The sequence below is a fragment of the Mesorhizobium sp. M1E.F.Ca.ET.041.01.1.1 genome (assembly GCF_003997355.1).
GTDB lineage: Bacteria > Pseudomonadota > Alphaproteobacteria > Rhizobiales > Rhizobiaceae > Mesorhizobium.
On record NZ_RZSL01000750.1, the window covers coordinates 1 to 2479 of the forward strand.

General features: G+C 62.8%; 3 protein-coding genes and 1 pseudogene. All 4 read right to left on the reverse strand.

The window, feature by feature from the left end; translation table 11 throughout:
- Positions 1–336 (reverse strand): MaoC/PaaZ C-terminal domain-containing protein (locus EOA38_RS33550; RefSeq protein ID WP_127301252.1); only part of this gene is annotated, 336 nt, incomplete at its 3' end.
- Complete coding sequence (locus EOA38_RS33555) at positions 333–803, reverse strand: MaoC family dehydratase (RefSeq protein WP_126092365.1); 471 nt, start codon at positions 801–803, stop codon at positions 333–335. The genes EOA38_RS33550 and EOA38_RS33555, both read right to left, overlap by 4 nt.
- A 122-nt stretch (positions 804–925) precedes the next feature.
- On the reverse strand, positions 926–1900 hold the full coding sequence (corA, locus tag EOA38_RS33560; protein WP_126092366.1) for a magnesium/cobalt transporter CorA: 975 nt from the start codon (positions 1898–1900) through the stop codon (positions 926–928).
- Between the two features lie 178 nt (positions 1901–2078).
- A pseudogene (locus EOA38_RS33565) lies at positions 2079–2479 on the reverse strand (DUF933 domain-containing protein); the annotation flags it as partial.

The following is a 2479-nucleotide window of genomic DNA, read 5'->3' on the forward strand; positions in this document are numbered from 1 at the left end:
GGTGAAAGTCACCGTCTCGCCGGCGTAGACCGGCTTCAGCCATTTCAGGTTGCGGAAGCCTGGCGAGGGGCCGAATTCGGGCTGCGGACCGGGGCCGGTCCAGCGCACACCCTCGGTCTCCATGCGCTTTTCGAGGTTGTATTTCATCCAGGTGGAGGCGGTGTGCCAGCCGGAGGCGCAGAGCCCGCCAAGCACGCTCTTCCTCGCCGCCTCTTCGTCGACATGGAAGACCTGCGGATCGTATTTGCGGGCGAAGGCCTTGATCTCGTCCGCTTCGAATTTGTGCGAGCCAAGCGTGACGGTTTCGCCGATCAAGAAGTACTCGTCCAAAATCATGATTGGCCCCGTGCGGCATCACGCGCGAGGAACATGCCGGTGTTCTCGAGCTCGAAGACGCATTCGCCGCGCTGGTTGAACAACTCGCTGCGCATGCTGACGAGGCCGAGCTGAGGCCGGGATTTGGACGGGCGCTTGGAAAGCACGGTGACCTTGCCGGTCAGCCGGTCGCCGGCCAGAACCGGCTTCTTCCATTTCACAAGGTCAATGCCCGGCGAGCCCTGCGAGGTCGAATCGAGCAGGAAGGCGTCGCACAGCATGCGCATGAACATCGCGCAGGTGTGCCATCCCGAGGCCGAAAGGCCGCCCAGGATGCTTGCCTTGCCGGCGTCCTCGTCGAGATGCATCGGCTGGGCATCGAATTCGCTGGCGAACTCGATGATCTCGGCAGCGCTCACATCCTTGCTGCCGAGGTTGAGCGAGGCGCCCTCGACGAAATCCTCAAAGGCCCATGTCTTTGCGGTCATGTCGGCAATCCGGTTGAAGAACGCGTGATCCCTAAGGTCGGGCAACCCGGATGCAGGCCCAAGGCAATTTGGTCAAGTCCTTTCTGGTAAGCCAGCCGATTGCCGGCCGGCCGATAACGCAATCAGAGCCAGCCGCGCCGGCGGAAATACCAGAAGGGCAGGATCGCCGAGATCACCATCAAGGCAATGGCGAATGGGTAGCCGTACTCCCATTTCAGCTCGGGAATCAGGTCGAAGTTCATGCCGTAGATCGAGGCGACCAGCGTCGGCGGCAGGAAGATGACGGCGGCGACTGAGAAAATCTTGATGATGGCGTTCTGTTCGATCGAGATCATGCCGAGCGTGGCGTCGAGCAGGAAGGAGATCTTCTGCGACAGGAAGGTGGCGTGGTCGGCAAGCGATAGCACGTCGCGCGACAGTGTCTTGACGCGGGCCCGCACATCCTTGCTCATCTTGGTCTGGGCCGCGACATGGGTGAGGAAGCCGGCAAGGCGCTGCAGCGAGATCAGGCTGTCGCGGATGGAGGAAGCGAGATCCTCCTTGCGGCCGATGCCTTTCAGGAGCTCCTGGAAATCGCGGTTGCGCTTCGAGGCCTTGGTCGAGCGCGCCTCGAAGATGTCGCGCGAGATCGCTTCCACATCGCGGCCGGCGCGCTCGAGGATGTCGGCCAGCCGATCGACGATCGCTTCCAGCAGACCGATCAGGATGGTGTCACCGGTGGTGCAGCCGGTCGCGACTTTCTCGGCGCGCAACGGGAAGGTCTTGAAGGCCTTGGGCTCGTGGTAGCGGATGGTGATCAGCTTGTTGCCAGCAAGCGCGAAGGTCACCGGCGACATCAAGGGGTCGTCGCCCTCGGTCTGGGCCGGCAGCACGGCGGTCATGAAGTAGCCGCCATCCTCGACGTAGAGGCGGCTCGAAATCTCGATCTCCTCCATCTCCTCGCGCGTCGGAATGGCGATGCCCAGCCAGCCCTCGATGACGGCCTCTTCGTCCTTGCTCGGGTTGAACAGGTCGGCCCAGACGACCCTGTCGCCGTCTCGCACGAGGTCATCGGTGACGCGCAGGCGATCATTGTCCACGACGAAGGCCTTGATCATCGCCGGGTCTCCCTTGCTGGACCAAAGAGATTTCGTTCGAGCGCCGTCAGGATCGCATGGGCTGTGGCAGCCCGTGGGCACCAGCGGATTAGACCCGCGACCTTGCCAGGTCAAGACAGACGGCGGGGCGCCCCGCCGGAGGGCAGGCCCACTGGCGGAATCGAGCCGCCGCGACGACTTACGTGTTGAACTTGAACAGCATGATGTCGCCGTCCTGGACGACATATTCCTTGCCTTCGTCGCGCGCCTTGCCGGCTTCCTTGGCGGCCACTTCGCCGCCCAGCGTGATAAAATCGTTGTAGGAAATCGTCTGGGCGCGGATGAAGCCGCGTTCGAAATCGGTGTGGATGACGCCGGCCGCCTGCGGCGCCTTATCGCCTTTGTGGATCGTCCAGGCGCGCGTCTCTTTCGGCCCGACGGTGAAATAGGTGATGAGCTGCAAGAGCTCGTAGCCGGCGCGGATCACCTTGTTGAGGCCCGGCTCATCGAGGCCGATCGAGGCGGAAGTCGCTCAGCTTTCCGACGAGGAGGAAATGGAATTCCTTGCCTCGATCGCCGCCGAGATCACCACCGTGCCGG

Coding starts and splice junctions, on each gene's coding strand:
- EOA38_RS33555 (WP_126092365.1), bottom strand. CDS start 803: ATGACCGCAAAGACATGGGCCTTTGAGGATTTCGTCGAGGGCGCCTCG.
- corA (WP_126092366.1), bottom strand. CDS start 1,900: ATGATCAAGGCCTTCGTCGTGGACAATGATCGCCTGCGCGTCACCGAT.